Source organism: Acinetobacter sp. YH12134 (genome assembly GCF_013418555.1).
Taxonomy (GTDB): Bacteria; Pseudomonadota; Gammaproteobacteria; order Pseudomonadales; family Moraxellaceae; genus Acinetobacter; species Acinetobacter indicus.
Genome location: NZ_VPBT01000010.1, coordinates 1 through 23,670 on the forward strand (window position 1 = coordinate 1; position 23,670 = coordinate 23,670).

Genomic DNA, 23,670 nt, shown 5'->3' on the forward strand with positions numbered 1-23,670 from the left:
TGATGGGAGAGCATGTTCAAGAGTGGATTCTAAATGTTCAGATAAAGACATAAAAAAATGAGCGTATTTACATACACTCATTTTTACTACATTTTTCTAATATTTGCTTAACTGACTGGCATTACTCCTGATGGGGTGCTTTTTTATGTGAGAAGCTAAGTTTGAAATGGATCGCTTCCGCACGACACCGTCTTAAAGAGAAGGATTTGATAATGGTTGATTAGCTTTGGTTCGACCGACCTTGCGAAATATATTGCTCATTGGGCAAAAGGAGGCAAAACCATTTTCATCTGCAAAACTCGTTCAGTACCCGCAGGTTTCACTGATATCGCAAAACCATTGAATATGAATTGTAGTCCTGTCTCGGACTGTTGCAGATGACTTGGGTATAGATCAAATGTTCGAGAAACCGCTGAAAGCTATATTGTACGGATTTAATTCTATACAATAATCGTAGAATAAATTGCCAAACACTGTGACTTCATTACAGTAATCGCCAAGGAAGAAACCAATGAGTAAAGATAATATCCGCGAACATTCCGCCCCGGTCTATGAGGGCATTGAAAATGCACCGGCACGTTCCATGATGCGCGCCACCGGCTTTCAGGATGAGGATTTTACGCGTCCTTTTATCGGGATTGCCTCAACCTGGGCCAATGTCACGCCGTGTAATATGCATATTGATGGGCTGGCGCGTGAAGCCGAAGCCGGGGTCAATGCCGCTGGCGGTAAGGGGATTATCTTTAACACCATCACTATTTCTGACGGGATTTCAAACGGCACCGAGGGCATGAAATATTCGCTGCTGACCCGCGAAATTATTGCCGATTCGATTGAAGCCGTGGTCGGCTGTCAGGCCTATGATGGGGTGATTGCCATTGGCGGCTGCGATAAAAACATGCCAGGCTGTATTATGGGGCTGGCGCGTCTCAACCGTCCGGGGTTGTTTGTCTATGGTGGCACCATCAAGCCGGGCGCCGGCCATACTGACATGATTTCGGTATTTGAGGCCGTGGGGCAGCATGCCAAGGGTGAAATTAACGAAATTCAGGTCAAACAGATTGAAGAAGTGGCCTTGCCGGGACCAGGTTCCTGTGGTGGCATGTACACCGCCAACTCGATGGCCTCGGCGATTGAAGCCTTGGGCATGAGTTTACCGGGTTCATCGGCGCAGGAAGCGGTGTCTGAAGACAAAAAAATTGACTGTCAGCGTGCCGGTGAAGCGGTAATGAACCTGCTGCGTCTGGACATTAAACCGCGCGACATTATGACCAAAGCCGCGTTTGAAAATGCCATTAAAGTGCTGATTGCCCTGGGCGGTTCGACCAATGGCGTGCTGCATTTACTGGCGATGGCGCATACGGCCGGGGTCGAGCTGAGCCTGGATGATTTTGTCCGCATTGGTCAGGATATTCCGGTGGTGGCTGATGTACGTCCATCCGGTCAATACCTGATGTCTGAACTGATCGCAATTGGCGGGATTCAGCCGCTGATGAAACGGATGCTGGATGCCGGCATGCTCGATGGTTCCTGCCTGACCGTGACCGGTAAAACACTGGCCGAAAACCTGGCGGATGTTGAAGACTATCCGGAAGGCCAGCAGATTATCCTGCCATTTGATGCACCGGTGAAAAAAGATTCGCATCTGGTGATTTTAAAAGGCAACCTGTCGCCAACCGGTGCGGTGGCAAAAATTACCGGTAAAGAAGGGCTGTATTTTGAAGGCCCGGCACGGGTGTTTGAAGGTGAAATTAGTGCCATGCGCGGTATTCTTGACGGTCAGGTGCAGCCGGGTGAAGTGGTGGTGATTCGCGGTGTTGGTCCAAAAGGCGGACCGGGCATGCCTGAAATGCTAAAACCGACCTCAGCGATTATTGGTAAAGGCCTGGGCGATGCTGTGGCCCTGATTACCGATGGCCGTTTCTCCGGCGGCAGTCATGGCTTTGTGATTGGCCATGTGACCCCGGAAGCCTATGAAGGTGGGCCAATTGGTTTGGTGAAAAATGGCGATAAAATCTCCATCAATGCCGAAACCCGTGAAATGACCTGGCATGTGTCTGAACAGGAAATTGCCGCGCGTCAGGCGGCCTGGGTCAAGCCAAAACCAAATTATACGCATGGTGCACTGGCCAAATTTGCCCGACTGACCTCAGGGGCAGAGACCGGCGCTGTGACCGATTTAAATTTGGATGTGTAATTGATCATTTAAGATCAAATTGTTATAAACCGGTGTAGTATCTTTTATTCCGCCGTTTAATCCTTTAGAGGCTCAGCTCATGTCACTGTTACGCCGTTGGTTTGATCCAATCCGATCGAGTTGGTTTTATCAAAAACCGTCTCGTCAAGCGGTGTTACCGATTGAGCAGGGCCTCAGTATTCATCTGCGTTTAGATGATGTGTATAGCTATCTGGCAGTGCAGGAACTGCCACAGCTTGAAGAAATTCTCTCCGATGCCTTAAAGCCGTTAAAGGTAATTATTTCCAGTGGCAGTGCAGAGCCGCCGAACCAGATGTCGGCGCTGGAATGGCAGAACTATTGCCTGAATGATGCACAGATCCTGTCCAAGCAGCATCGTTTCAGTTTTCATGACACCCCGGAACAGCCGACCCCGGAAGCCTTGGCGCAAGCTGAAACCATCTTGCGGCATACGCCTTTGCGTGGTCAGGATTTTCTGTATTTGCTGGAAGATGTATTCCATATGCTCTGGCAAAAGCAGTATGGCAAATTGCGCACCCTGTATGCCATGGCCAGTCGCCATCATCAGGAACAGCATTTTCCGGAACGGATTTTTAATCAGGACGCCATCCTTGCCAGCTATTTTGAGTTTGGTGGCCGCCAGTATCATGCGGTAGATGACTTGTTGCGCCTGACCCGGCGCCTAAAACAGCAGAAGCTGCTGACCGGTAATCCAATTTTCCTGATCAATCATATTGAATGGCGTGAGCATTTAATTAATGATGCCGAAGCCTTAAATGAAATTCAGCGTATGGACCCGGAGCTGGATTTATATATCGCGCTGGAAGATCCGATTTCCTGGCTGCTACTGGCCTATATTCAGGAAGAGCTGGCCAATTATTATAATATTCATTTGAATGTCTATCCGCTCAGTTATCAGGGCCGTGACCTGTTTGACTGGAGTCTGGCCACCCGTTTATCCAAACGCACCGAAGTCGCCTTTACCCCTTTTTGCCGGCCGACCCAGGATGCCACCTATCAGATGGCGCGACTGTTTTGTAGCGTGCCGGAAGAACAGCGTATGCAGGCCATTCACCGAATTTTGCAGGCGGTGTGGACTCAGGGCAAAGACCTGTCTTTTAAAGCCCATTTCGAGCAGTTACGCCGTGAGCTGAACATTGTTGAACTGAGCAGTGCCGATATTGAACAGTATCTGAAAGACAATGACATGCTCTGTGAAATGAAGTCTCAGCCGAATTTACCGGTGCTGGAGCTGCGGATTGACGGGCAAAGTTATGTGTTTAATAGCCTTTATCGCGTCTGGATGATTGAAAGTATTTTCAGTAATGTGTTAGAAGAAAAGTACAAAAGTGAAAACGAAGCTGAAAATGACATCTTACAACATGAAAAAAGAGAAAGTTGAGTCGCTGGAACAGGCTCGCGCACAGATTGATGTGATTGATAGTGCTTTGGTGGAGCTGATTGCAGCGCGTCAATATTATGTTGATCAGACCACCCGTTTTAAAAAATCAGAAACCGATATGCAGACCCCGGAACGCCAGGCCCAGATTCTGGAGCGTTTGCGTAGCCAGGCCACCAGCTTGGGGCTCGATGCTCAGCTAATTGAACAGCTGTACCAGACCATGTTCCAGCACTTTATTCAGCGTGAACTGAAACAGTTTAGACCTTAAAACCGATAACAATTAAAAACGCGCTGGCACTCTGTTTTTATCACAGTAGGCCGGAATGATCTTCCTGGTGTGGCCAGCGCTTTATTTACTTGTCTTTAATCGTCAGCCAGAACCATAGAAATCCGCACTCAGCAGGTGAGATGAATCTGGGAGGTTATTTCGCTTCAAGATCAAGGTTGGTTGAAAAACAAGCGAATCATCTAACTTTAATTTAAAAATAAACCGATGGCGGCGTTCTGCGCAAAGCTAGAGCCCGGCAGGCTTTGCGCGCGTCTATAGTTTTTTGGTAAACTAAATCTATTGATTTTATTACATATTTTAACACGATAGATTTGACTTAATTGAAAATGTATATATATTGTATATACATCTTTTTGTTAAAGCGTCTTTATTTTGGAGTGAAGCAATGAGCGAGCAAATCAAAAAAATAAAGACAGGCAAAAAAGATGGACAACTTTTAATTCGTATTAATAGTGCTGAACGCGATGAATTTATTCATTTGTGTGAAGAACTGGATACTAGTGCTGCTCGTGAATTAAGAAAATTTATTCGTGGCTTTGTGAAACAGCACAAGCGCGAATAGCCTTACTAGGGAGTAATACCATGGCGAAGCAAGTTAAATCGTTAAAGCAAAAAATCAAAGCACGTTTGAAAAAGATTTCAAAACATCAGGGCAAATTGAAACAGCTGCAAAAAGCCCTGAAAAAGCAAAAATAATTTAATTTTGCCTTGAAACCTGACTGCTAGCGTTTAGGTTTCAGATAAAAAACCGAAGCCGGTACTGATCATACCGGCTTCGGTTTTTTTGTATATTAGTCAGGGCAGTTATACTTTTTCTGATTTTTCGCCCAGGCTAAAGAACAGGTTCAGTAACAGCGCAGCAAAGGTCGCCGTACCAATGCCCCCCAGGTTAAAGCTGCCGAACTGCAGGGCAAAGTCACCGGTACCTAAAATAATGGTCACTGCCGCCACCATCAGGTTTTTGTTTTTCGAGAAGTCGACTTTGTTTTCAATCCAGATTTTCGCTCCAGCAATGGTAATCAGACCAAACACCACAATTGAAGCACCGGTTAAAATCGCGCTTGGAATGGTATGAATAATGGCACCAAACTTAGGCGATAAACCAAGGAAAATGGCAAATACACCCGCAACTGCAAAAATAATGGTCGAGTAGACACGTGTCACTGCCATCACGCCAATATTTTCACCATAGGTGGTCATGCCTGGCGCACCGACACCACCGGCTAAAGTGGTGGCCACACCATCGGCAACAAAGGCTTTACCAATGTGCGGGTCCAGGTTTTCACCGGTCATGGCACTCACCGCTTTAATATGACCGAGGTTTTCTGCCACCAGAATCAGCGCTACCGGGGCAATGATCAGCATGGCATTGACTTCAAATTCCGGGCCATGGAAGGTTGGCAGGCCAAACCACGCCGCCTGCTGGATTGGGGCAAAGTTAATTGGCGTGCCATAACCCATGACATTACTGACAATAAAGTAAACCAGATAGGCCAGCAGCAGACCAACCAGGAGCAACAGACGCTGTAACAGTCCTTTGGTAAATACCGCAATCGAACCCATACACAGCACTGTAACCAGCGCCATCCACATATTAAATGGATTACCGGCTACACCTTTGACGGTGACTGGTGCCAGGTTCAGACCAATGATCATCACCACTGCACCCGTGACCACAGGTGGCATTAGTTTTTCAATCCAGCGCGTGCCGGTGGCCATGACCAGAAAGCCGAGCAGGGCATATAAAATACCGCAGGCAATAATCCCGCCGGCTGCCACCGCAATATTCGGGTTGGGTCCGCCCGTGCCGGATGCGGCATAACCGGTCGCAGCAATTACCACCCCAATAAAGGCAAAGCTGGAACCTAAATAACTAGGAACGCGACCACCGGTCATAATAAAGAACAGGATGGTACAGATCCCGGACATCAGAATGGCCAGGTTTGGGTCAAAGCCCATCAGGAAAGGTGCAAGTACCGTCGCACCAAACATAGCAAACGCGTGCTGAACCCCCAGGACCACGGTTTGCGCAGGTGGAAGATACTCATTGGTACCTACAGGACGTGCATCGATACTGCCTTGATACGGGCGCCATTTGGGAAACCAATTGGACATATTTTGAGCACTCTAAAGACAAATTGTGCCAATCATACTCCTGTTTTTTAAAAGATTTAATCGGAGATACAAAATTTTTGTTCAAATTAATTCTATGACTTTGCTTTGTTTTTTACCGCAGGGTAAAAATTTTTAAATATAAAAATAGTATGAAATCAGTAGATTAATTCATCGACTTTGGCTGGAAGGAATGTATAAATAATAATTATTTTATTCATAAAAAAAGAAATGACAGCTTTATGACTGCTTAAAAATACAGCACATGCAAAACATGTGCTGTATGTTTTTGCCAATTTGACTTAGCCGGTGTTGCGTAATCCGGCGGCAATACCGGCAATGGTGACCATTAAGGCATGATCTACCGGACTATGTTCGGCCTGCTGGCTGTTGAGATACTGGCGGCGGCGTTTCATCAGTTCGGCCTGCAGCAGATGTAGCGGCAGCAAATATGGTTTACGCACTTTCATCGACTGATCCAGCACATCATTGCTGCTGAGTAGCTGTGACTCACCTTTCAGTGTCAGCAAGGTCTGGACTGCATCTTTCAGGCGTTGACGCAGCTCGGCCCCTAGGGCTTTCAGTTCTTCATCTTCGGTCAGATGTGCCTCATAGTAGAGTGCAATATGCCCATCGGCCTTGGACAGAACCATCTCCAGCATATCCACCAAGGTCTGGAAATAGGGCCATTCGCGCAGCATTTCTTCCAGCAGCGCCTGCTGGTCTTGGGCAATCACCTGGTTAATAGCCGCACCGGTGCCCAGCCAGGCCGGTAGCATCAGACGGATCTGGGTCCAGGCAAACACCCAGGGAATGGCACGTAGCGATTCAATGCCGCCGCTGACTTTACGTTTGGCCGGACGTGAACCAAGCGGCAGCATTTGCAGCTCCAGTTCCGGGGTCACGGTACGCAGGTATTTCACAAAATGCGGATTTTCCCGCACAGTCTGGCGATAGACCTGCACCGACAGGTCAGTCATGCTGTGCATTAACTGGCGCCATTCCTGTTTTGGTACCGGCGGTGGCAGCAAGGTCGCTTCCAGCGTCGCGGCGGTATAGATTTCCAGATTCTGTAAGGCAATTTCTTCCAGACCAAACTTGAAGCGGATCATTTCGCCCTGTTCGGTGACGCGAATCGCCCCGGAAATTGAACCTGGTGGTTGTGAGAACAGGGCTTGCTGGGTCGGTGCGCCGCCACGGCTGATAGAACCGCCACGGCCATGGAACAGGGTCAGCTGAACCCCGTGCTGCTGCGCCACAGCAGTCAGTTCTTCCTGGGCACGATACTGGGCCCAGTTGGCCGACATAAAGCCAGCATCTTTGGCCGAGTCGGAATAGCCAATCATCACTTCATGTTTGCCCTGAATATGCTGCTTGTACCAGTGCATGCCAAACAGGGTGTGCATGGTGTCGGCTGCGCCGTCCAGATCTTTCAGGGTTTCAAACAGCGGCACCACGCGTAGCGGCGTTTGAATACCGGCTTCTTTTTGCAGCAATAACACCGCTAACACATCACTTGGATATTCGGCCATGGAAATAATATAGGCACCCAGTGATTCCGATGGCTGTTCGGCCAGAGTCCGCATGGTGGCAAATACTTCCTGCACATCCGGATGTTCAATCAGGCTCTGTTTTGGTTCCTGCAGGTATTTGGGTAATAGCGGACGTTTGCTTTGCAGTTCCTGCAGCAGGAAATTCTGCCGCGCCTGTTCGGTCCAGGTTTCAAAATTGCCCAGCCCAAGATATTCGGTAATTGCCGAAATGGCCTGACGATGACGACCAGATTCCTGACGGATATCCAGTTTGAGCAGTTCAATTCCGAAACAGTTGACCCGGCGAATGAAATCCAGCAGCTTGCCATTGGCAATTTCTGGCATGTTGCAGGCCATTAACGAGCGGTGACACAGCAATAACGGGGTCAGCAGTTCCTGTTTGCTTTTAATCACCTGGCTGTCATCGGCATCCAGTCCTTGCAGCTTTTGCGCCAGCCAGTCACGGGTGGCCGTTAAACGCTGGCGGGTTTCGCGTAAATATTCACGATACGGTTCAGGATGCGGCGTACCAATGGCAGCCAGCAGCTCCGGACTGCATTGCTGGATCGACAGTTCCCAGCGCAAATCTTCAATATCGCGCAGGTACAAATCGGCAGCTTTCCAGCGCGAGAGCCACAGCACTTCCTGAGTCACCTGATGGGTCACATTCGGGTTGCCATCGCGGTCACCGCCCATCCAGGAGGCAAAGCGCAGCGGTGCAATTTCCAGCGGCAGCTGCTGGCCACACTGGGCCTGCACCATGCTGTCCAGTTCCCGGATAAATTTAGGCACTGCATTCCACAGTGTCTGTTCAATGGTGGTAAAGCCCCATTTGGCTTCATCAATCGGGGTCGGGCGATGCTGACGAATTTCATCAGTCTGCCAGGCCGAGCTGATCAGCTGTTTCAGTTCTTCCAGTACGGCCTGACGTTCACGCGGGGTCAGTTTCTGCTGGTCAAAAGCCGACAGGCAGGCATTGATGCCATCATATTTCTGAATGAGGGTGCGGCGGCTGACTTCGGTCGGATGCGCGGTTAAGACCAGTTCAATATTCAGCTCGCAAATCTGCTGGAACAAGGTCTCGGCAGAAATATCGTGCTGCTGGAATTTCTGAAACAGATGATCGAGTGGATTCGGGGAGGGCGCGCTATCATCAAATTCGCTCTGGCGGCGGCTACGCACCACATGATACTGCTCGGCAATATTGGCAAAATTTAAAAAGTGGGTAAAGGCACGGGTCAGCGGCAGAATTTCTTCATCTTCCAGACTGGACAGCAGTTGTTCGAGTTGTTTTTCTGCTTCAATCTGGCCATCACGGGCGCCTTTGGCCAGCGCACGAATCTGTTCGACCTGATTAAACAAATCTTGTCCGGCGTGCTGTTTCAGGGTATCGCCCAGTAAATTTCCCAGCAGACGCACATCTTCGCGTAATGGAGCAGCAATTTGTTGAATCATTTTTTTCCCTCTCCAGAGTTCCTGTTTCGACTATACCCGGAATTCATGATAATCCAAGCCAACACCAGGCGAAAGTCGGATAATTTTTATCCAGAAGCGCTGCAAAAAAGCCGGTTTTGTTCAAGGCTTAGGCAGCCGGCCACTCGGAGATGGCTTGCAGGAACAGCTGGATACTAGACTGGATTAGCTGCTGCTGTTCCTCGGCGGCCGGAATCGGGCGGATTCCGAGCAGAATTTCATGGTGGCGCTGACCGAGCAACAGTGACAGCATCAACTGAATCAATTGTTCTAGCGGCCTGTTGGGGATGAAATCTAACGCGATGGCCTGCTGGAAAAAGTGCTGCCAGACCTGGTTCAGCTTCTGATGCGAAGCCTGATAAAACTGCTGTAACAGCGGACTTTGCTGTGAGGCCAAATCGAGCAGCAGATATTCCAGCTTGATGGCTTCCGGTAAATAGACAATTTCCAGAGACAGCGCACATAGCTGCGCCAGCGCCTGCTGGAAATTGCTGTCGGCACTGAGCTGCGGCGGACGCGCCATGATCAGGGCTTCACAGGTATCTTCAATGGCACAGGTAAACAAGGTGGCCTTGTCCTGAAAATGATTATAGACCGTCAGTTTGGTCACGCCGGCATCGCGGGCAATTTCATTCATGCTCGAACCATGATAGCCCTGCTTTAAAAACAAGGATTTAGCCGATTCCAGAATGCGCTGGCGTTTTTCGAGATCTTTGGGACGTCCGACGTTCATTTGCTGAAAATATCCTAAATAAAATAAAAACAGTCATTGTGTTTTGCTGTTTCTTGCAATTAATGTACTCATCGGTATATTAATTAAAAATTGATCATTTTTAATATATTGCTATTTTGCCTGAAAAACATCTGACAAATAAGAGTCAACCGCATGAGCACGATTAACACGGTAGTTCTCAGCCTGATCCTGGTGTGTAGCACCTTGGTCGGTTGCAGCAAGGACAGCGCCAGCACTGAACAGAATATTCCCTATGTGATGGTGGCCCAGCCCACCTCCAGTCATCAGGCACAAAAAAGCTATGCCGGTGAGGTGCAGGCGCGTCAGCAGACCGCGTTGGCCTTTCGGCTGGGTGGTCAGGTGGTGGAACGCTATGTTGATGTGGGCGATCAGGTCAAGGTCGGGCAGGTGCTGGCACGTTTAGATGTAAAAGATGCTCAGTTACAGCTAAATGCAGCGCGCGCCCAGCTCGACAGTGCCCAGTCGGCCGCCAAAATTGCCCAAGATGAACTGCAACGTTTTCAGCAGTTGTTGCCAATGAACGCGGTTAGCCGCTCGCAATACGATGCCATCGACAATCAGTACAAATCTGCCGTGGCGGCGCTGAAACAGGCGCAGTCCAATTATGCGGTGGCGCAGAACCAGACCGTCTATAACCGGCTGGTGGCCAATAAAAACGGGGTGATTACCGCACGCAATATTGAAGTGGGGCAAGTGGTTGCGGCCGGTCAGGCGGCGTATCAGCTGGCAATTTCTGGTGAGCGTGAAGTGGTGATTGGCATACCGGAGCAGGTCATGAGCCAGATTAAAGTCGGCCAGCCGGCCACAGTCACCTTATGGTCACAGCCGGATCAGCGCTTTGAGGCTTATGTCCGGGAGATTTCACCGGCAGCTGACCAGTCACGTACTTTTAGTGTCAAGGTGGCGCTACGTGCTGCCAATCCGGCCATCCAGCTGGGACAAAGTGCGCGGGTGTTTTTAAATGGTAATGCACAGCAGCAGCTGACTGTGCCGCTGTCCAGCGTCTCGGCCAATGGTCAGCAGGCCTATGTCCTGGTGGTGGACGCCAATCATCAGCTGCGTAAGGTAGATGTGCAGCTGGGCGCCTATGGCCGTGACAGCGTACCGGTGTTGAGTGGTCTAAAGCCAACAGACTATGTGGTGGTGGGTGGGGTGCATCTGCTACGCGATCAGCAAAAAATCCACCCAATTGACGGGGAAAACCGTGCCGTCAAGATTCAGGCAGGGGGTTAAGCATGAGCGCACCGCTAAACTTTAACCTGTCGGAATGGGCCTTAAAAAACAAGGGTCTGATTCTGTATTTCATGCTGCTGCTCGGCATTATCGGCATGTATTCCTATTCCAAGCTATCGCAGAGTGAAGACCCGCCGTTTACCTTTAAGGTGATGGTGGTGCAGACCTACTGGCCGGGTGCCACCGCCAAGGAAGTCTCCTTGCAGGTCACCGACCGGATTGAAAAAGAGCTGATGACCACCGGGCAGTACGAGCGGATTCTGGCCTATTCGCGTCCGGGGGAATCAATGGTGACCTTTATTGCCAAAGATTCGCTGCGTTCCGGGCAAATTCCGGATATCTGGTATACGGTGCGCAAGAAAATCAATGATATCCGGCATGAGCTGCCCCAAGGCGTGCAGGGGCCGTTTTTTAACGATGAATTTGGCGATACCTTCGGCAATATTTATGTGCTGACCGGCGAAGATTTTGACTATGCCACCTTAAAAGAATATGCCGACCGCCTGCAGCTGCAATTGCAACGGGTCAAGGATGTCAGCAAGGTCGAACTGATTGGCCTGCAAGACCAGAAAATCTGGATTGAATTGTCCAATACCAAAGCGGCCCAGCTCGGTATTCCGGTTACTGCCATTCAGCAGGTGTTGCAGCAGCAGAACAGTATGGCCAGTGCCGGTTTTTTTGAAACCGAAACTGACCGGATTCAGGTTCGGGTCAGCGGTCAGCTGAACAGTGTTGAAGCCTTGCAGCAGATGCCGCTGCTGGTCAATGGCACCACCATTCAACTGGGTGATGTCGCCGAAATTTACCGCGGTTTTAGCGATCCGGCCCAGCCACGGATGCGTTTTATGGGCGAAAACGGGATTGGGATTGCCGTATCCATGCGTAAAGGCGGTGACATTCTGGCGCTGGGTGAAAATCTGGCCACTGAATTCCAGCGGCTACAGCAGACCTTGCCGCTGGGCATGCAGCTGCAAAAAGTCTCCGATCAGCCGGTGGCAGTCAAGCACAGTGTCAATGAGTTTATGAAGGTACTGGCCGAGGCGGTGATTATTGTGCTGCTGGTCAGCTTTTTCTCGCTCGGGTTTCGTACCGGTCTGGTGGTGGCTTTTTCGATTCCGCTGGTGCTGGCGATGACTTTTGCCGGCATGAACTTATTTGATGTCGGCCTGCACAAGATTTCCCTCGGTGCCCTGATTCTGGCGCTGGGCTTGCTGGTGGATGATGCCATTATTGCGGTAGAGATGATGGCCATTAAAATGGAGCAGGGCTATAGCCGGCTTCAGGCGGCCGGTTTTACCTGGAAAACCACCGCTTTCCCAATGCTGACCGGTACGCTGATTACCGCGGCCGGCTTTTTACCGATTGCCACGGCCGCGTCCAGTACCGGCGAATATACCCGCTCCATCTTCCAGGTGGTGACCATTGCCTTGGTGGTGTCCTGGTTTGCCGCGGTGCTGTTTGTGCCGTACCTGGGCGATAAACTGCTGCCCGATTTTAATCAGCAGCCACAACAGACCAGCTGGTATCAGCGGCTTTGGGCACGCCTGCGCAAGCAGCCCGCTCCAGCGCCTGTGGTGCATCATGTCGGTGAGCAGCATGATCCGTATCAGACCCGTTTTTATCAGGGCTTTCGCCGCTGGGTCAATACTTGTGTGACTTACCGCAAAACCGTGATTGCCGCTACGGTAGGCATTTTTGTGCTGTCGATTTTGATGTTCAAGCTGGTACCGCAGCAGTTTTTCCCACCCTCAAACCGGGCCGAAATTCTGGTCGATCTGAAACTTGAAGAAGGCGCTTCGTTAACAGCCACCGAAGCCGCAGTACAAAAGGTCGAGCAGTTCCTGGCCAAGCAGGAGGGGATTGATAACTATGTGGCCTATGTCGGCACTGGCTCGCCGCGTTTTTATTTACCGCTGGATCAGCAGTTACCGCAAACCAGTTTTGCCCAGTTTGTGGTGCTGGCCTCATCGCTAGAAGACCGGGATGAAATTCGCCGTTCGCTGGATGAGCAGATTCGTAAATTATTACCGGAAGCGCGTACCCGGGTGTCGCTGCTGGAAAATGGTCCGCCGGTTGGCTATCCACTGCAGTTCAGAGTTTCTGGTGAAGATCTGGCTCAGGTGCGGCAATGGGCGCAGCAGGTCGCAGCTCAGCTCGATGACAATCCAAACACCACCAATGTGCATCTGGACTGGGGTGAGCCAAGCAAGGTGATTCATCTACAGATTGATCAGGACCGGGCGCGACAAATGGGCGTCAGCAGTGTTGATCTGGCTAATTTCCTCAACAGTTCCATTCTCGGCAGCGCAATTGACCAGTACCGGGAAAAACGTGAGCTGATTGAAATCCGCCTGCGCGGTGATGCAGCCGAGCGGGTTGATGTCGGTTCGCTCAGCAGCCTGGCAGTGCCGACTGCACAGGGCAGTAGTGTGCCATTGGCCCAGATTGCCCAGATTGAATACCGCTTTGAAGAAGGCCTGATCTGGCACCGTAACCGTTTACCGACCATTACCGTACGGGCTGACATCAGCAGCGGTTTACAGCCAGCCACGGTGGTGGGGGAGCTAAGCGAACCCTTACAGCAGATTCGCAGCCAGTTGCCAAACGGCTACCTGCTGGAAGTCGGCGGGACGGTGGAAGAATCGGCGCGTGGACAAAGCTCGGTCAATGCCGGTATGCCACTGTTTTTGGCGGTAGTGTTTACCCTGTTAATGCTACAGCTAAAAAGCATATCACGGGCCTGTATCGTGTTTTTAACCGCACCGCTTGGCATTATTGGGGTGGTGCTGTTCCTGCTACTGTTCAATAAACCTTTTGGTTTTGTGGCCATGCTCGGCACCATTGCGCTGTCCGGGATGATCATGCGTAACTCGCTGATTCTGATTGACCAGATCGAGCAGGATATTCAGGCCGGTGAAGCGCCGTGGGATGCGATTATCAATGCCACGGTGCGCCGCTGCCGTCCAATTGTGCTGACGGCACTGGCCGCCGTGCTGGCCATGATTCCACTGTCGCGCAGTATTTTCTTTGGTCCGATGGCGGTGGCCATCATGGGCGGATTGATTATTGCGACGCTGCTCACTTTATTCTTTTTGCCGGCCCTGTATGCGCAGTGGTTTAAAGTGAAAAAAAATCAGAATATGGCCTGATTTTGTGTCAATATAAGGTGCGAAAGCTTGAAAATTTCAATATAGTAGCACCTTCATTTTTACAATTTTCAATAGGTAAATTTACTGCATATTATAAAACCAAACATGCAGTAAATGGGGTTGAAGCACACATGCAGCAAGATAGCTTAGCCAAGTTACGTCGTTCGATTGCTCTTTCTTACGTCTTCATGTTTTTCGCCCTGTTTACCTTAATTAGCGCCATTTTTGCCTACTGGCTGGCCCGTAAAGTGGTGATGGTCGATCAGACCGAAGTCTGGTTACAGGCCCAGGCACTCTGGGTCATGCGCAATGTCATGATCTACTCCATTTTGGCGGTATTTGCTGCCCTATGGTTTATTCCGCTATTTTTCTATGCCTGGAATGATGCCACCTGGGTCACTGCGACCACCATTGCCGGTGTGGTGTTTAGCGCCATTGCCTTCTTATATTTACTCAATGCCTGGATCAAAGGCTTAAGTAAATTCATGAAAAACAAGGCGGTGTTTTAAGCAGCCTAAATTTTTTTCGCTGCCTGCCCTTGTAAATCTGGGATAAACCCCAATTTCAGACCTCAGTTGAGTCTTAAATAAAATTCCGTGAGGAGCATCGCCAGACATGGCTAAACGTGATTATTATGAGGTTTTGGGTGTTGCTAAAACCGCTAGTGATGATGAAATTAAAAAAGCCTACCGTAAGTTGGCGATGAAATATCATCCGGACCGTAACCCAGATAACCCGGAAGCTGAAGAAAAATTTAAAGAAGCTTCAGAAGCTTATGAAGTACTGTCGGACAGCGAAAAACGCAGCATGTACGACCGTATGGGCCATCAGGCCTTTGAAGGCGGCATGGGCGGTGGTGGCTTCGGCGGCGGCTTTAGTGCTGAAGATATCTTTAGCCAGTTCGGCGATATTTTTGGGGGTGCCTTTGGGGGCGGTGGCCGTCAGCAACGTGCGCGCCGTGGTTCGGACCTGCGCTATGTGATGGAACTGACCCTGGAAGAAGCGGTTAAAGGGGTGAAAAAAACCATCAGCTTTACCGCACCTGCACCGTGTGATGCCTGTGATGGTAAAGGTTCGCAAAATCCGAATGATGTCGAAACCTGTAAAACCTGTCATGGTGCCGGTCAGGTACGTATGCAGCAAGGTTTCTTCTCGGTGCAGCAGACCTGTAGCACTTGTCGTGGCCAGGGTAAAATCATCAAGAACCCATGTAACAAATGTCATGGTTCAGGGGTATCTGACCGTCAGCAGACTTTGGAAGTTACCATTCCAGCCGGTGTCGACAATGGCGACCGGGTACGTTTAACCGGTAAAGGTGAAGCGATCCGTGATGGTCAGGCCGGTGACCTGTACGTAGAAGTGGTGGTGCGTGAGCATGAAATCTTCCAGCGTGATGGTGCCGATCTGTATATGGATGTGCCGGTTTCGATTGCTGATGCTGCCCTCGGTAAAGAAATTGAAATTCCGACGCTGGATGGCCGGGTGAGCCTGAAAATTCCGGAAGGTACCCAAACCGGTAAACTGTTCCGCCTGCGCGGTAAAGGCGTGAAACCGGTACGTACCAGCATGGTCGGTGATCTGCTGTGCCGTATTGTGGTGGAAACCCCGGTGAACCTGACCTCTCGTCAGCGTGAATTACTGAAAGAACTGCAAGCGACGCTGGATGGCGATAACAACAATTCGTCACCAAAGAAAAAATCATTCTTTGACCGTCTGTTTGACTAAGCCAGTTTAAACAGCGCGCTCAAACACAAAGGGAGATGAACATGATCTCCCTTTTTTATGGCGAATAAAAAATTAAACCCCTTCTACCGGGTCAATTTCTGCCACCAGCGCATCTTCCTGAGATACAGCCATCTCTGTGGTCTGTTCGCTTTGCTGTTCTTCAATTGCATCAATTAACGCCACTTGTGCTGCTTCTTCTGCCGATACTGCTGGCTGTAAAGTGGTGGTAATGCGGACTTGAGACAGGCTTTCCAAGGTATCACCCGGTTGTAATGGTGGTTCTGCCCAAGCCGAGCTCATCAGTAGCCCCATACACACTGCCATCCCCAGTTGTTTCGAATGCATGCTTGATCTCCTTATAATCTCTATTCTATTCATTCGTGACGGCTAGTCTGCTGTAGCAATTTTGCACTTTTGTGAAAAAACGCGAGAAATCAGAACTTTCTTTTCAATTTCTATTTTTAAATTACCGGGTGCGCGGGTTACGGTTGAGCCATCTTAGTTTTTTTCGGCTTTTTTAGACTGCCGGCTTAGTCTGGGCAGGGAGTTTTGATATAGTAAGGACAATTTCGAATCAACATCAGGAATATGTTATGTCAGCAACTCCACGCATTGGTGTATTAGGTGCCGGTGGCCGTATGGGACGCATCCTTATTCAAGCCGTTGAGCAGGCCGGTTATCAACTTGCAGCTGCGGTGGAACGTCCGGAAAGTAGCTTAATCGGTGCAGATGCAGGCGAGCTTGCGGGCATTGGTAGCCTGGGTGTAAAAGTGGTTGGCAGTCTGGAAGAGGTGGTAAAGCAGTGTGACGTGGTCATCGACTTTACTGCACCGGCAGCTACTGTGAACCATCTGAAAATTTGTCGTGAAGCAGGCGTGGCGATTGTGATTGGCACTACCGGCATGAATGATGAACAGAAAGCCTATCTGGATGAATCGGCAACGCAAACTCCGGTGGTCTATGCAGCCAACTATTCAGTGGGTGTGAATGTTTCAATTAAGCTTTTAGAACTTGCTTCTAAAGTATTTGGCGATACGGTAGATATTGAAGTGATTGAAGCGCACCATCGTCATAAAGTCGATGCGCCATCAGGTACTGCTTTAATGATGGGTGAAGCAATTGCAGAAACCCTGGGCCGTGACCTGAAAAAAGATGCGGTCTATCATCGTGAAGGACATACCGGTCCGCGTGAGCGTCAAAGTATTGGTTTCCAGACCATTCGTGGCGGCGATATTGTCGGTGAACACACCGCCATGTTTATTGGTGAAGGCGAGCGCGTAGAAATTACCCACAAAGCCACCAACCGGATGAACTTTGCTGCCGGTGCCGTGCGTGCTGCTGCCTGGGTCGTCGGTCGTGATGCGCGTAAATATGACATGAAAGATGTCTTGGGTTTTAACGATATTCAAGTTTAAAACCGCTGTAAAATCCGTTATAACAACACTAAAACTAAAATAAGATGAACAATGGAATGAAAAAATGGATTGTATTGGCCGGTGCACTCGCCATGGCGGCGAGTGTACCCGCTCAGAATTTGCAGAATGCCAAACTCAATATTCATAAAAATAATATTAAGGTCTGGACCTATCAGCATCCGCAAAACCCGGTATTTTTGTACAAGGCAGAAACCACTTTTCCGGTCTCGATTGAAAAAGCCGCCGGCCTGATTCTAGATGTGGAACATGCCATCAGCTGGGTGCCATATATGGGCAGCGTTAAGGTACTGTCGCGTGATGACCAGAAAGGTGAGTTCCTGCTGTATATGGTGCTGGATTTTCCTTTTCCGCTAAAAGACCGCGATCTGGTGGTCAAAGGCAGAATGTTTAAAGATGCCCAAGGCGTGATTCATATTCAGAACAAGGCGGTCAGTCAGGGTTATCCCTTAAACCCGAGCTATGTGCGTTTAACCCATTATGAAGGCGACTGGACCTTTCAAAAACTGGGGGCCAACCGGGTTAAGGTGTCTACCTATGGCTATGCCGATCCGGCCGGTTCGATTCCAACCAGTTTTGTGAATATGTTTGTGCAGCAGCAGCCTTATCAGATGCTGCAAAAAATGAAACTTGAGCTGAGTTTGCTGGGCCGCGAGCGACCCTTACCGGCGATTTTAAGATAAAAAATACCCGTCTGGTGCTAGACGGGTCAGGCATTAGCAGACTCAGACAGCGTATTGAAATACCGCTGATCTGAGTCTTTAAAACGAGATTTAACTGCCTTAGTAGCTAAACAGTCCTTTTTCCAGCGGGAATTCAATCCCGATTGAGGCACCGCCATCTTTACCGTGCAGGTCTGAATCCCCCAGCCAGCCATTCAGTTTAAGTGGAATATCCGGACGTAGATAATGTGTCCAGGTGATATCTAAAGCTGTTAGCTCATCTTGCTCAGGAAAAGCATAGTTTGTTTGACGGCTACCTGGTCGATTGGCTGCTTGATCAAATTTAGCAAACAGCACCCGGCCATGCAGACGGTTTAAAGGATCAAAACGGATATCACCGCCGACAGCAATCATCTGGCCATCGCCGCCCATTGCATGGGCCAATGAATAACCATGCTGATAGAAACCATCGGTATAAACACTATGATTATAGGAAATCCCTTGTGCCTTGCCATTGGTACGCGTGTCAGCCCATTCGCTATACAGCTGGTAGGGCATATTCTGGTAGCTAGATGAATAATCCACCCCGGCCAGATACATTTTTTTCGCGGGCAGGCCACCGGCTTCATCTTCACCGACATACTGGGCATAGACCCCTAGCGGCATCTGCACTAAAGGTTGCAGGTTTAAACGCGCATCAAAACCAGCAATCTGGTTGGATGGATTGACTGTATCCCCATAGACATTATCTTTACCAATGATTGCATCCCATAAAGAATCAAAGTTCTCCGGACGTCCTTCACCACCCCACTGAATGGCGCGTGAAGCCCCCAGTTCCAGATAGGGAAGCGGTTGAGCAGTAACACGCAGCCCAATCAGTTTGGCATCCGGGACCGCATCATAATGGTCCAGTTGACCGGCAAAGGCCTGATATTGCCATGGCCCAATCCAGGACAGCCATTTGCTGCTAAAAGCAGTCTGTTCTGCCCGCTGTGCAGTAATACCATAGACTGGGCGGCTGGCATCGCCACGAATCAGACTCCCCTCATGACCTGGTCCCCAATAGGTCGGAATCTGGCCGGCAATCAGCCACTGATTCCAGAGTTTCCCGGCAATATAAGAGCCTTCAACATTCACATCCTGATCATGATCAATCTGAGGGTCTTTTTCAGCATTGACCCGTAACCGGGCATCCCATTGGCTACCGCCAGCATTCAGTTCCAGACCAGCCTGATATTGTGATTTTTCCTGATCACCAAAGGCTTGAGGCAGATACTTATGATCAGTTTCTGCAAATAGCGCAGCTTTCAAGAGCTGATTATCGGCATTTAAATGGGTGAGGACAGCATCCACCACTTTTTGCTGGACAGAATTACTGATTTTCGCCTGAGACAGGGCGCGCTGAATTTCATCGCCACTCATGGGCCAAGTGGAGGTACTGATCTGAATCACCCCTTGCTGATTCAGCCAATTCAGGTCGGTACGCAGGTTCTGGTCATTCAGCACAATCCCTTGAGCAAAGGTCAGGGATGAGCTGAGGGCAAGGGTCGCAAGCAATATTTTTGATAGACGCATTTTTGATTCTCAGGAGTTTTTTGCTCTCCACACCATAGGCGGACGAGTTTATTTTTTCAATGCAAACTGTTGAGTAGAGTTGTAATCTGGGAAGATTAAAAATCCCGCCGTAGCGAGATTTTTAAAGCAATCGGTCACTGCAAAATTAGTCATTATCCTTGTTGGCTTTATAGGCATAGGAATAGTTATAGCCATAACCATAGCCTGCACTCGAGCGCTGAATATCATTCAGGATAATACCATTGACTTTCACGCCCGCCTGTTCAAAACGGTTGATGGTCAATTCCAGCTCTTTCATTTGTGTCTTGGCATAGCGTGCAATCACCAGATTCACTCCGGCATGCTGGGAAATAATAATCCCGTCTGTGACCGCCAGAATTGGTGGAGTATCAATCAGAATATGATCATACTGTTCTGACAGCTGATTCAGCATCGTCGCAAATTGTGTGGTGCTGAGCAGTTCAGACGGGTTGGCCGGACTCTTGCCACGGGCAATCACATCCAGACCGGATACTTCCGTAGCTTTAATGACCTGGCTTAACTCGGTCTGACCATTTAAGTAGTCTGCCAGACCCGGTTGAGCTTGCTGATTAAAATATTTATGCAAATAACCGCGGCGCAAGTCCGCATCAATAATCAGTACCCGTTTCTGGCTTTGCGCCAGAATGGTGGCCAGGTTGGTTGAAATAAAGGATTTACCGACTTCCGGTGCAGGACCAGAAACCATAATAATATTGTTCTTGGCACTGCTTAAGGCAAAATGAATGGCAGTACGCATGCTGCGTAGGCTTTCAATGGCAATATCATCATTATGCTTGACCGCGAGAATTGGAATATTCTTTTTCTTCTTCAGCAGTTTAATCCGGCTTTCCTGTACAGGCGAACGCGGCACAGTGGCATACACCGGCAAGTCCAGTTCATTTTCAATTTGGGTAGAATCTTTAACACCACTACGCAGCATATTACGTAATAAGGCCAGCAGTGTTCCGAGGAAACCACCGAGGAAAATCGACAGAATCAGGATCTGTAATTTCTTTGGCTTAATCGGTTCAATCGGTTCCACCGCGGTATCGACAATACGCACATTGCCAATTTCACCGGCTTTGGCAATACGTAACTGCTGATAAGAATTAAGCAGGCCGGTATACAGCTGTTGCTTCACTTCCACTTCGCGGAACAGTTGCAGATACTGGCGTTGCAATTCTGGTAAGCGCCTTAAAGTTCCATCTAGCTCATTAATCTTTTTATTAATGGCTGTTAATTGCGCATTCATTTGCTGCATGATTGGGTGTTCGGCCGTATATTTGGCTGAGGCTTCAGCCACTTTCTGCTCTAGCTCGGCTTTTTGGGTTTCCAGGGTCACGCTTTGGGTCAGATACAGCTCTGATTCCTTGGTGACATCGACCGTATTGTACTGCTGGCGGAAACGGTTAAATTCACGTTCAGCGACATCCAGTTGTTGCTTCAGTTCAGGTAGCTGATCTTCCAGGAATTTTAAGGTTTGTGCGGTTTCAGCCGAGCGACGTTCAATATTCTGTTGACTATAGGCCGCTAAAATAGCATTGAGCACCTGGGTAATATGCTGCTTGTCAGTACCCTGGTAGTTGAGGCCCAGTACACCGGTCATTTTGCCTTTTTCGGCCACCGAATAGTCAGCGAGCAAGCTGCGAACCGCGGCAGGCAGGCTTTGCTTTTGGATCAGGTAAGTGCTATCAAAGCTGTCCTGACTATAAATACCGACTTTCCATAGGCCATACTCAGACTGTAACTGGCTGGTCTGGTTCAGTGGTGCGGAAAAGACCACCTGTTCTGTGGCTGAATCAGTTAAACGGTATTGACCTTCGGCAAAACTAAGCAGCAGATTTTTATCGCGGTAGTAATCTGGAATCTCAAAGCTGCGTACATCAAAGCTTTTCTGGTTATCTTTAAACAGCACGGATTTGCCCGAATATTCACTGTCATACTCGTGCTTATTCAGTAAGCGGCTCCAGAAACTGTCTTCTGTACCATGAATGCGAATATTTAAATTCAGGCGATCAATGACGGTACCAAGTACCAGACGCGATTTCAGAATCTCAATTTCGGCCTGAGCCGGTGATTTCTGCTCAATCATATTGGACAAATCGCCCAATAAGGCGGCAGATGCTCCTTTATTTTCTTCGACCTGAACCAGCGCATCAACCTGATAGGTGTCTGGTGTGGTTCTTAAATAAAGTAAGGCACAGACCAAACTTAAAATGACACAGAGAGCAATCAGTTTCCACTGGGCAATTAAGGAGAAAAACAATTCCTTCAGGTCAATGGTATCTTCTGTATTGGTATTTTGGCTCATAGTCTTTTGTTCGAAAGTTAAATATATTTTTTCCAGTCTGCAATGCAGGCCTGAATCAGCTGGCAGGTGTCATCAAATACTGCCTGATCATGCTGATAAGGATCGGCCACATTTTTACTTTGCCAGTGCCCGAGCCTAAAGGTTTTACCTTTGGCAAAGGGCCAGGTCTGTTCCACATGTTTTTGCTGATTCTGACTCATGACTAAAATCAGGTCAGCTTTCTTGACCAGCTCGGCATTTAGCTTTCGGGCCACATGCGGGCTCATATCAATCCCTAAACGCTGCATGCACAGGCTGGCTTTGTCATCGGCTGCATGACCGACCAGCCCGGAAATACCGGCAGATTCAATCTGTAAATGCGGAAATTCCTGTTTTAAAAAGTATTCCGCCATCGGGCTACGGCAAATATTGCCAATACAGACCACCAGAATATTGTTAATTTTCATTAGTTCCCCAAACGGTCTAAATTATATAAAGCATTTGAGAATGGAATAATCTGATTCACGACACGTTGCCAACGCGCAAGGCCCGATGCATCGACATAGACAATATCATTACTGCGCATTTTAAACTGATTGGCCAGACCAAAGTCGGCAATACTGCTTAAGTCCAGATGATAGACTTCGGTTTGTGCACCACTTGGCTGACTACGTAGCACATAAATTTTACTACGGCTGGCCGACAATGGATTTAATCCCAGACTTTCACCAAGTACATCACTCAGACTCATGCCCTGATCTCGAAGCGGTAAAGACTGGTTTTTACCCGATTCCCCCATCACATAGATTTTCTGGTTTTCTCGGCTGTTCACATACAGCGTGTCATTCGGTTGAATCAGCAGATTATGTAAAGAGAAACCGGCTTGTTCCAGCTCAATACTGTTTAAATGATAGGTCTGCCCCTGACGTACCAAGGTAATAGAGGCATTATTGCCTTGCTGGGCATTGACACCACCGGCCAGACCTAAAGCGGTATAGACACTGGTCGGCTGGTCACTTAAATAGAACTGGCCACCTTTCATTACATTACCTTGCACCGAGTAACGCTGCCCTTGATAAGACAGGACCCGTGCTACTACATCAGGCGTTTTTAAATAACGGGATAACTGACTGCGCAGCTCACGGTTTACCTGACTTAAAGATTTGCCCGCAGCTTTATAGCGGCCAATAATCGGGAATTGAATATAGCCACTTTGGTCAATTTGATAACCATTGGCCTGTATAGCCTGTTCATTGCTAATCGTATTGGTAGGTGGGGTAATTTCTGGGTAGGCCCATAAATAGATCGACAGAATGTCGCCTGGACTGAGGCTATAGTTGCGATGTGACTGGGTAAACAGGTGAGCATAATCTTGCTGAATATTTTGTACGGCCGGTTGCAAACCGAGTACAGTATCTTGAGTGAGCCGGACCACATTCACCGAAGTCCCCAAGTCTGTTTGATAGACACCCTCAGAAGGTAAGTCATAGGTCTGTAAGCCGGAGGTGACCGCACACCCGCTTGCTGTCACCAAAAAAGACAGTAGAATTATAGATTTAAATTGTCTCACACGTATTCCCGTTCTCGATTTTTCTAAAATCATAAAAAATAAAAAATAGTTTACCGAAGTTATTTTAAGGGTATATAACAAATTGTAAGTAGATTGCGAAAGTATACGCAAGCATAGCCAGAAAAATGAGGCAAAAAGTATCTAAATTGTGAGACACCGCAAAATTAAATAAAGATCATTTGCAAAAAACTGACATAAAAGGAAGCATTTTAGATTTTTTTGGCTAAAAATCATAACAGAACATTCATGATTT

18 protein-coding genes are annotated in these 23,670 nt (G+C 48.7%); 10 read left to right on the top strand and 8 right to left on the bottom strand.

Features of this window, described 5'->3' with window-relative positions; genetic code table 11:
- Positions 1-511 precede the first annotated feature (511 nt).
- The 4 genes from ilvD (at position 512) to FTU69_RS07400 (ending at position 4,450) form a co-directional block, all read left to right on the top strand.
- Complete coding sequence (ilvD, locus tag FTU69_RS07385; RefSeq protein WP_104487868.1) at positions 512-2,197, top strand: dihydroxy-acid dehydratase; 1,686 nt, start codon at positions 512-514, stop codon at positions 2,195-2,197.
- Between the two features lie 79 nt (positions 2,198-2,276).
- Entirely contained in the window at positions 2,277-3,599 is a 1,323-nt protein-coding gene (locus FTU69_RS07390) for a hypothetical protein (protein WP_180090443.1), read from the top strand.
- On the top strand, positions 3,580-3,867 hold the full coding sequence (locus FTU69_RS07395; protein WP_075167674.1) for a chorismate mutase: 288 nt from the start codon (positions 3,580-3,582) through the stop codon (positions 3,865-3,867). The genes FTU69_RS07390 and FTU69_RS07395 overlap by 20 nt, the downstream gene beginning before the upstream one ends.
- Before the next feature lie 406 nt (positions 3,868-4,273).
- A complete protein-coding gene (locus tag FTU69_RS07400; protein ID WP_180090445.1) occupies positions 4,274-4,450 on the top strand; it encodes a hypothetical protein in 177 nt (58 codons plus the stop codon).
- Between the two features lie 242 nt (positions 4,451-4,692).
- Here FTU69_RS07400 and FTU69_RS07405 read toward each other — a convergent pair whose 3' ends face one another.
- The 3 genes from FTU69_RS07405 to FTU69_RS07415 form a co-directional block, all read right to left on the bottom strand.
- A complete protein-coding gene (locus FTU69_RS07405) occupies positions 4,693-6,003 on the bottom strand; it encodes a solute carrier family 23 protein (protein ID WP_005181189.1) in 1,311 nt (436 codons plus the stop codon).
- Positions 6,004-6,302: 299 nt separating this feature from the next.
- Positions 6,303-8,987, bottom strand: coding sequence for a phosphoenolpyruvate carboxylase (gene ppc / locus FTU69_RS07410; protein ID WP_104490027.1), 2,685 nt, complete (start codon positions 8,985-8,987; stop codon positions 6,303-6,305).
- A gap of 127 nt (positions 8,988-9,114) precedes the next feature.
- Positions 9,115-9,738: a TetR/AcrR family transcriptional regulator gene (locus FTU69_RS07415; RefSeq protein WP_180103655.1), complete on the bottom strand. Its 624-nt coding sequence runs from the start codon at positions 9,736-9,738 to the stop codon at positions 9,115-9,117.
- 153 nt (positions 9,739-9,891) lie between these two features.
- Here FTU69_RS07415 and FTU69_RS07420 point away from each other — a divergent pair, with 153 nt between their 5' ends.
- The 4 genes from FTU69_RS07420 (at position 9,892) to dnaJ (ending at position 15,866) form a co-directional block, all read left to right on the top strand.
- Positions 9,892-10,992: an efflux RND transporter periplasmic adaptor subunit gene (locus tag FTU69_RS07420; RefSeq protein WP_180103656.1), complete on the top strand. Its 1,101-nt coding sequence runs from the start codon at positions 9,892-9,894 to the stop codon at positions 10,990-10,992.
- 2 nt (positions 10,993-10,994) lie between these two features.
- Positions 10,995-14,141, top strand: coding sequence for an efflux RND transporter permease subunit (locus FTU69_RS07425; RefSeq protein WP_180103657.1), 3,147 nt, complete (start codon positions 10,995-10,997; stop codon positions 14,139-14,141).
- A 131-nt stretch (positions 14,142-14,272) separates the two neighbouring features.
- Complete coding sequence (locus FTU69_RS07430) at positions 14,273-14,650, top strand: hypothetical protein (RefSeq protein ID WP_005181203.1); 378 nt, start codon at positions 14,273-14,275, stop codon at positions 14,648-14,650.
- A gap of 106 nt (positions 14,651-14,756) precedes the next feature.
- Positions 14,757-15,866 (top strand): molecular chaperone DnaJ, encoded by a 1,110-nt coding sequence (gene dnaJ, locus FTU69_RS07435; protein WP_104472330.1) that lies wholly within the window; start codon positions 14,757-14,759, stop codon positions 15,864-15,866.
- Between the two features lie 72 nt (positions 15,867-15,938).
- On the opposite strand, the gene FTU69_RS07440 is transcribed toward dnaJ, so the two are convergent.
- Positions 15,939-16,211, bottom strand: a complete 273-nt coding sequence (locus FTU69_RS07440) for a hypothetical protein (protein WP_180103658.1) — start codon at positions 16,209-16,211, stop codon at positions 15,939-15,941.
- A 248-nt stretch (positions 16,212-16,459) separates the two neighbouring features.
- Between FTU69_RS07440 and dapB the strand changes: the two genes are divergently transcribed.
- Positions 16,460-17,281: a 4-hydroxy-tetrahydrodipicolinate reductase gene (dapB, locus tag FTU69_RS07445; protein WP_016658892.1), complete on the top strand. Its 822-nt coding sequence runs from the start codon at positions 16,460-16,462 to the stop codon at positions 17,279-17,281.
- Between the two features lie 56 nt (positions 17,282-17,337).
- A complete protein-coding gene (locus FTU69_RS07450; RefSeq protein WP_005181209.1) occupies positions 17,338-17,982 on the top strand; it encodes an START domain-containing protein in 645 nt (214 codons plus the stop codon).
- Between the two features lie 99 nt (positions 17,983-18,081).
- Here the strand turns inward: FTU69_RS07450 and FTU69_RS07455 are convergent, their stop codons facing one another.
- The 4 genes from FTU69_RS07455 to FTU69_RS07470 form a co-directional block, all read right to left on the bottom strand.
- Positions 18,082-19,536, bottom strand: coding sequence for a capsule assembly Wzi family protein (locus FTU69_RS07455; RefSeq protein WP_180103659.1), 1,455 nt, complete (start codon positions 19,534-19,536; stop codon positions 18,082-18,084).
- A gap of 145 nt (positions 19,537-19,681) precedes the next feature.
- Positions 19,682-21,868 (bottom strand): polysaccharide biosynthesis tyrosine autokinase, encoded by a 2,187-nt coding sequence (locus tag FTU69_RS07460; RefSeq protein ID WP_180103660.1) that lies wholly within the window; start codon positions 21,866-21,868, stop codon positions 19,682-19,684.
- Between the two features lie 17 nt (positions 21,869-21,885).
- Complete coding sequence (locus FTU69_RS07465) at positions 21,886-22,314, bottom strand: low molecular weight protein-tyrosine-phosphatase (protein ID WP_005181218.1); 429 nt, start codon at positions 22,312-22,314, stop codon at positions 21,886-21,888.
- Complete coding sequence (locus tag FTU69_RS07470; RefSeq protein ID WP_168415523.1) at positions 22,314-23,417, bottom strand: polysaccharide biosynthesis/export family protein; 1,104 nt, start codon at positions 23,415-23,417, stop codon at positions 22,314-22,316. The genes FTU69_RS07465 and FTU69_RS07470 overlap by 1 nt, the downstream gene beginning before the upstream one ends.
- Positions 23,418-23,670: the final 253 nt, after the last annotated feature.